This is a genomic window from Clostridium sp. AM58-1XD (genome assembly GCF_003464085.1).
Classification (GTDB): Bacteria; Bacillota; Clostridia; order Lachnospirales; family Lachnospiraceae; genus Lachnoclostridium_A.
The window spans coordinates 22,633-29,906 of record NZ_QSDR01000044.1; the positions used below are offsets into that span (position 1 = coordinate 22,633).

5 protein-coding genes, 1 tRNA gene and 1 pseudogene are annotated in these 7,274 nt (G+C 38.9%); all 7 read left to right on the forward strand.

Going from position 1 to position 7,274, the window contains the following annotated elements; genetic code table 11:
* The first annotated feature begins 3 nt into the window (after positions 1–3).
* Positions 4–2,576, forward strand: a pseudogene (gene gyrA, locus DXA13_RS18995) (DNA gyrase subunit A).
* Complete coding sequence (locus DXA13_RS19000; RefSeq protein WP_181995747.1) at positions 2,557–3,102, forward strand: response regulator; 546 nt, start codon at positions 2,557–2,559, stop codon at positions 3,100–3,102. Before gyrA ends, DXA13_RS19000 begins: the two are co-directional and overlap by 20 nt.
* Before the next feature lie 705 nt (positions 3,103–3,807).
* Positions 3,808–4,653, forward strand: coding sequence for an ATP-binding protein (locus DXA13_RS21145; protein WP_181995748.1), 846 nt, complete (start codon positions 3,808–3,810; stop codon positions 4,651–4,653).
* Positions 4,654–4,665: 12 nt separating this feature from the next.
* On the forward strand, positions 4,666–5,508 hold the full coding sequence (locus DXA13_RS19015) for a fumarate hydratase (protein WP_118246604.1): 843 nt from the start codon (positions 4,666–4,668) through the stop codon (positions 5,506–5,508).
* 11 nt (positions 5,509–5,519) lie between these two features.
* Positions 5,520–6,071, forward strand: a complete 552-nt coding sequence (locus DXA13_RS19020; RefSeq protein WP_118246605.1) for a Fe-S-containing hydro-lyase — start codon at positions 5,520–5,522, stop codon at positions 6,069–6,071.
* A 9-nt stretch (positions 6,072–6,080) separates the two neighbouring features.
* Positions 6,081–6,815 (forward strand): lysophospholipid acyltransferase family protein, encoded by a 735-nt coding sequence (locus tag DXA13_RS19025; RefSeq protein WP_118246606.1) that lies wholly within the window; start codon positions 6,081–6,083, stop codon positions 6,813–6,815.
* Between the two features lie 85 nt (positions 6,816–6,900).
* Positions 6,901–6,988: transfer RNA gene (locus DXA13_RS19030), tRNA-Ser, on the forward strand.
* Positions 6,989–7,274 lie beyond the last annotated feature (286 nt).

Consider the following 7,274-nt stretch of genomic DNA (forward strand, 5'->3'; position numbering starts at 1 on the left):
AGTATGGAACCAAATGTTTTTGATAAGGTTCACGAAATAGATTTAAAGAAAACCATGGAAAAATCATATATTGATTATGCCATGAGTGTTATTGCTGCCAGGCGCTGCCTGATGTACGGGATGGTCTGAAACCTGTACAGAGAAGAGTTCTCTTTTCTATGATCGAACTGAATAACGGCCCGGATAAGCCGCATCGTAAGTGCGCCCGTATCGTAGGTGATACCATGGGTAAATATCATCCTCACGGAGACAGTTCCATCTATGGTGCCCTTGTAAATATGGCGCAGAGATGGTCCACGAGATATATGCTGGTAGATGGCCATGGCAACTTCGGTTCCGTCGATGGAGACGGTGCAGCAGCCATGCGTTACACGGAAGCGCGTTTGAGCAAAATATCGATGGAAATGCTGGCCGATATCAATAAAGATACGGTTGACTTTGTACCAAACTTTGATGAAACGGAAAGAGAGCCTGTTGTGCTTCCTTCCAGATATCCAAACCTGTTGGCAAACGGTACGTCCGGTATTGCCGTAGGCATGGCGACAAATATTCCTCCTCACAATCTGAGGGAAATCATTGCAGCCGTTGTACGAATTATTGATAACCGAGTTCTGGAAAACAGGGAAACAGACCTGGAAGAGATCATGGAAATCATAAAAGGACCGGATTTCCCGACGGCGGCGACTATTTTAGGCCGCAGAGGAATTGAGGAGTCTTATCGTACGGGCCGGGGAAAAATCAAAGTACGGGCCGTTACCAACATTGAGACTCTTCCTAACGGCAAAAGCCAGATTATTGTGACAGAACTTCCATATCTGGTAAATAAAGCACGTTTGATTGAAAAAATCGTAGAACTGGTAAAAGAAAAGCGTGTGGATGGAATTACGGATATCCGTGATGAATCCAACCGTGAAGGAATCCGCGTCGTTATCGAACTGAGACGTGATGTAAATGCAAATGTCCTTTTAAACCAGCTTTTAAAACATACACAGCTTCAGGATACATTCGGCGTCATAATGCTGGCGCTCGTTAATAATGAGCCAAAGGTTCTGAATCTTCTTCAGATGCTGCAGTATTATTTGAAGCATCAGGAAGAGGTTGTAACGAGAAGAACAAAATATGATTTAAACAAAGCAGAAGAGCGCGCTCATATTTTGGAAGGTCTGCTGATTGCACTGGACCATATCGATGAAGTAATCCGTATTATCCGCGGTTCCAAGAACGTACAGGAGGCAAAAGCTCAGTTGATGGAGAGTTTCGGTCTCAGTGATCCTCAGGCTCAGGCGATCGTAGATATGCGTCTGAGAGCTTTAACAGGTCTGGAACGGGAGCGGCTTGAAAATGAATATCGCGAGCTTCAGGAGAAAATTGCAGAGTTGAAAGCGATCCTTGCAGATGAAAAGCGTCTTCTCGGCGTTATAAAAGAGGAAATCCTTATCATTTCCGAAAAGTATGGAGATGACAGAAGGACAGCAATCGGATTTGATGATGATATGTCAGATGAAGATTTGATTCCTGATGAAGATACGGTTATTGCACTGACAAATCTGGGCTATATCAAGAGGATGTCTGTAGATAACTTCAAGAGCCAGAACAGAGGCGGTAAGGGAATCCGCGGCATGCAGACGATAGAAGAAGACTACATTGAGGATCTGTTTATGACGACAGCTCATCATTATATCATGTTCTTTACGAATACAGGCCGCGTATACAGACTCAAGGCGTATAATATTCCAGAATCCGGCAGGACGGCAAGAGGCACGGCCATTGTAAATCTTCTGCAGATGATGCCAGGTGAGAAGGTAACAGCTGTCATTCCAATGAAAGAATATGATGACGAAAAGTATCTTCTTATGGCAACAAAGAGCGGTATGATTAAGAAGACGCCCATTGTAGAATATGAACATGTAAGAAAAACAGGTCTTCAGGCGATTGTTCTGAAAGAAAATGACGAGCTGATTGAAGTAAAGGCAACAGATAACGTTCGGGACGTTTTTATGGTTACGAAAAAAGGCATGTGTATCCGCTTCAAGGAAACGGATGTCAGAGTAACGGGAAGAGTTTCCATGGGCGTAATCGGTATGAACCTGGATGAAGGCGATGAAGTTGTCGGTATGCAGATTGACAGCCAGGGAGAATACCTCCTTGTCGTGTCAGAAAGAGGCATGGGAAAGAGGACACTGATCGACGAATTTAAAGTCCAGAAGAGAAGCGGTAAGGGTGTTCTCTGCTATAAGATAATGGAAAAGACAGGTGATCTTGTCGGTGCTAAGCTCGTTCATGATGACAGGGACATTATGTTAATTACGACAGAGGGAATTATTATCCGTCTGGGAGTAAATGACATATCCATTATCGGAAGAAATACATCAGGAGTGAAATTGATGAATATCCATCAGGACTCCAATATCACGGTTGCCAGTATTGCTAAAGTAAGAGAAAGCAGCAGTGACAGTGATGAGACTGATGAAGAAATAGAGCTGCCAAATGAAGCAGTTACGGAAAATGTGGCGATAGAAAATGAGAGTACGGCAGACGAAATAGCTGAAAATGACGATGACAGCAGCAATCATTGATGATCTAGAGGAAGACAGGAATCTATTAAAGCAGTATCTCTTATGCTGCAGCAGTAAACGTAATTTGTATTTGAATATGGAGGAATTCTGTTCTTCGGAGCAGTTCCTCCAGAAATTTATTCCTGGAAACTATTCTATTATTTTTATCGATATCTATTTGAATAATCATACGCGTGAAGCAGATGGAATGGAACTGGCAAGGAAAATAAGGGCTCTGGATCAAACATGTATTATTATATTTTCAACTACAAGCCCTGATTTTGCAATTGAAGGTTATAAAGTTAGAGCAGCTGGATATTTGCTGAAGCCATATGGATATCAGGATGTAAGTGAATTATTTCATCTTTTGGAAAGTACGGAAGATAAAATAAATTCATTTATTGAAATTAAAGAAAAGGGAACATGGAGAAGAATTCGAACATCAGATATAATTTATGTCGCCTATTACAATCATTATAACTATATTTATACAAAAACGTATATGTCAAAAACATATCTAAAATTTTCAAAATTGAAGAAATGCTGAAACCTTATCCTTGCTTTTTATGCTGTAACAGGGGAATTATTATAAATATGAACGAGGTCCAGCACATAGAAGAAGATGATTTTTTAATGACAAACGGTGAGAGAATCCCAGTTAAAAAAAGAGATAAAAAAATCATTTTGCAGCAGTATTCCGATTATATTTTTAATCGCATAGAAAAGGGATAAGAAGATGAAAAATCTCGTTCTGAATGTGAATATAGTCATATGGGTAAAATGTGTGATATGGGCAGGCTGGTGTATATTTAAAAAAGACAGGAGATTTAACAGGACAGGCAGCATATTAATTGCTGCCTTTTATTGCCTGATGATTACGACGTTTTCCATCGTCTGCTTTCGAAATATAAACTGGCCGGTTGAAACGATTGGAAGAGAAAGGGCAGTAGTTTCTATTACCACAAGAGTTGTTTCCATTGGTATAGCAAATCTTTTGATTAAAAGATCATTTTTCCGTATTCTGTTTTATATGACACTCCTGGATGGCTTAAGAGATTTTTTTCTGTATTATGAGTCACTCATTGTACATAATATCCGAGGAATTTCATTTCAATCTGTATTATGGTATCTGTCTATTGTTGTTATTCTTTGTTTTACACTTTATTGCGTATATCGATTTACACAGTATTTTGAAAACAGTATAGCGGAGTATGAAACGATTAAAGAAGCAAATATATGGAAGTACTTATGGATGATTCCGGCGTTTCTTTCTATTGTTTTTCGTGTTAGTACCGCGCAAAGGTATTATGATTCCAGGTACTCATTTACAATTGAAAATTTTTTATTTGTCTTTTTGTGGTACAGCGGATCTTTGGCCTGCTATTATACAATTACAAGAATAGTGTATGAACTGAATCGCATCATTAAGGCAGAGCATGATCTGAATATTGAAAAAGTAAAAACGAAGGCTCTGCAGGAACGAAATGAAATATTTATAGCTGATGAAAAGAAAATGAGATGTCTTAGACATGATATACGCCATCACATGAGAATTATGGAACAGATGTCTGAAAATGGAGAATATGATGCGCTTACTTCATATATCCATGATTATATTAAGGAATCTGCTTTAGAAGAACAGACGTTATTATGTGAAAACGTATCGGTTGATTCCATAATGGGTTATTATAAATCCGAATCTGAGAAAAATGGCATAAAAGTTTCGATTAATTTAAATATTCCAAAAATAATAGGTATCAGTGATACCCACCTTACGGTTATTCTTGGAAATCTTATGGAGAATGCGTTGGAGGCATGCAGGAGACAGGAGAGCGGAGAAAAATTTATTGAGGCCAGAATGGAGATTGTGAAAAACAGCATGCTGGCTGTTATGATTAAGAATTCGTATAATGGACAGTTAGAAAAGGATAATGAAGGCCGTTATTATTCAGTTAAAGAATCAAACAGAAAACAAATAGGGACAGGAATAATTTCTGTCCAGTCCATTATAAAAAAATATAATGGAATCTATGAATTTTCAGCGAAAGACAGAGTCTTTAAATCCTGTATTCTGTTAAACTTAAAAAATGAGAACTAGGAGGATAAGGGTGTGAGAATAATTGATGTTGCAGAAGTGACACAGGCAATCAGGGATATGTGTATCCAGGCGAACCATTTTCTGTCTGAAGATATGAAAGAGATATTTGAAACGTCTTCTTGTATGGAAACTTCTCCATTGGGAAAACAGATTTTTGGACAATTGGAAGAAAATTTGAAAATAGCCGGGGAAGAAATGATTCCGATCTGTCAGGATACAGGGATGGCGGTCATTTTTATTAAGGTAGGACAGGAGGTACATTTGGAAGGCGGAAATCTTACAGATGCGATTAATGAAGGCGTCAGGCAGGGATATAAAGAAGGCTATCTGAGAAAGTCAGTAGTCGGTGACCCATTAAAGAGGGAAAATACAAAAGATAATACACCGGCAGTTATCCATTATGAAATAGTAAGTGGAGATCATATTGAGATTACAGTGGCTCCGAAAGGATTTGGAAGCGAAAATATGAGCAGAGTATTTATGCTGAAGCCTGCGGACGGAATGGATGGAGTAAAGAATGCAATATTAACTGCCGTAAAAGATGCTGGTCCCAATGCGTGTCCTCCCATGGTAATTGGGGTAGGAATTGGAGGTACCTTTGAAAAGTGTGCTCTCATGGCGAAACATGCCCTTACAAGGAATTTAAAAGAAGAGTCTCAAATAGAGTGGGTAAAGGAATTGGAAAAGGAGATGCTTCTTAAAATAAATAAACTGGGAATCGGACCGGGGGGAATTGGAGGATCAGTGACAGCAATGGCTGTTAATATAGAGACGTATCCGACTCATATTGCAGGCCTTCCTGTAGCTGTTAATATTTGCTGCCATGTTAACCGTCATATACATAGGATTATTTAAGGAGATTATTTATGGAGAGACATATTCATGCACCTATTGCAAAGGAAGAGGCAAAAACGTTAAAGGCAGGAGATTATGTATATATTACGGGAATTATTTATACTGCCAGAGATGCTGCTCATAAACGTATGTGGGAATCAATGGAGAAGGGGGAAGAACTTCCGTTTGATATCAGGAAAAATATAATCTATTATATGGGTCCATCACCGGCGCGTGAAGGAAGACCAATTGGATCAGCCGGCCCTACTACAGCAAGCCGTATGGATAAATATACACCAAAACTTCTCGATCTTGGTCTGGGAGCAATGATCGGAAAAGGTAAAAGAAGTAAAGAAGTAATGGATGCAATTATAAGAAATTCATCTGTTTATTTTGCCGCAATAGGTGGAGCCGGAGCAATCCTGTCCCAAAGAATTCTTTCATCAGAAGTAATTGCATATGAAGATTTGGGAGCAGAAGCAATTAGAAAACTGGAAGTAAAGGATTTTCCGGTGATTGTTGTAGCGGATTCCGAAGGGAACAATTTATACGAGACAGCTTTGATAAAATACAGGGAAGAGTAGGAATGAATTATGGTACGAATTGCCCTTATGGTAATCAGGAGCATTTTCAAGATACCTTCGTATGCCTGTCATCTGCACCTGTATGGAAAAAAAGAAGACAGCCACACGGAACAGGAAAGATATGATTATCTGAGAAAAGTAGTAAAAGAAGTGAATTGTGCGGGGAGAGTTGAAGTAATCGAATATGGAACAGATAACCTTCCGGAAAAAGAAGGATTTATTCTATTTCCGAATCATCAGGGTCTGTTTGATTCATTAGCATTGATAGCGACATGCAGCCATCCTTTTGGGATCGTAATCAAAAAAGAAGCTGCTAGACTCATACTGGTTAAACAGGTGATTGCACTTTTACGGGGAATTGCAATTGACAGAAAAGATCTGAAAGATTCTGTTCGAATGATTAAACAGGTGACAGAAGAGGTTAAACAGGGAAGAAATTATGTAATATTTGCAGAAGGTACGAGAAGCAGGGAAGGAAATAAGATACTTCCTTTTAAGAGCGGGACCTTTAAAAGTGCGATTCATGCAAAGTGTCCTATCGTACCTGTGGCTTTAATTAACAGCTATAAACCGTTCGACTGCAACTCAATAAGAAGAGAAAAGGTAGAAGTTCATTATCTGGCTGCAATTTATCCGGATCAATATATGGGATTAAAATCATCTGAATTAGCAGATCTTGTGCATGACAGAATTCAGGACACAATAGATCAAAATATAGATAAAAATGTAGAAAAAATAGGTTGACAATAGTTTCCTGATTTAGTATAATGATCAATGCGTCTGGGAAGAATTAAGATGTCAGATGTATTATATTGGAAATGTTGACTACGGAGAAATACTCAAGAGGCCGAAGAGGCGCCCCTGCTAAGGGTGTAGGTCGGGTAACCGGCGCGAGGGTTCAAATCCCTCTTTCTCCGCTTCTTTTTCCAAAATAAGAAAAAATGCTTCAGTCAAACAAAATTAAAAAAGTTGTTGACAAGGCCAAAGAGTTATGATAAGATATAACTCGCGCCAAAAAAATGGAGCAAACAAAAAGAAGAATCTTGTAAAAGAACTTCGAAAAAAAGTTTCAAAAAGTTGTTGACAAGGCCGAGCGGTTATGATAAGATATAACGCGTCGCTGAAAAAAACAGCCGACAGAAACAGACAAAAGAACCTTGAAAATTGAAGATTAAACAGTATGTAAAACCCTGAAAAATTCTT

Excerpts from the sequence above, each read along its gene's own strand:
- DXA13_RS19000 (WP_181995747.1), top strand. The coding sequence starts at position 2,557 with ATGACAGCAGCAATCATTGATGATCTAGAGGAAGACAGGAATCTATTA.
- DXA13_RS21145 (WP_181995748.1), top strand. The coding sequence starts at position 3,808 with ATGATTCCGGCGTTTCTTTCTATTGTTTTTCGTGTTAGTACCGCGCAA.
- DXA13_RS19020 (WP_118246605.1), top strand. The coding sequence starts at position 5,520 with ATGGAGAGACATATTCATGCACCTATTGCAAAGGAAGAGGCAAAAACG.
- DXA13_RS19025 (WP_118246606.1), top strand. The coding sequence starts at position 6,081 with ATGGTACGAATTGCCCTTATGGTAATCAGGAGCATTTTCAAGATACCT.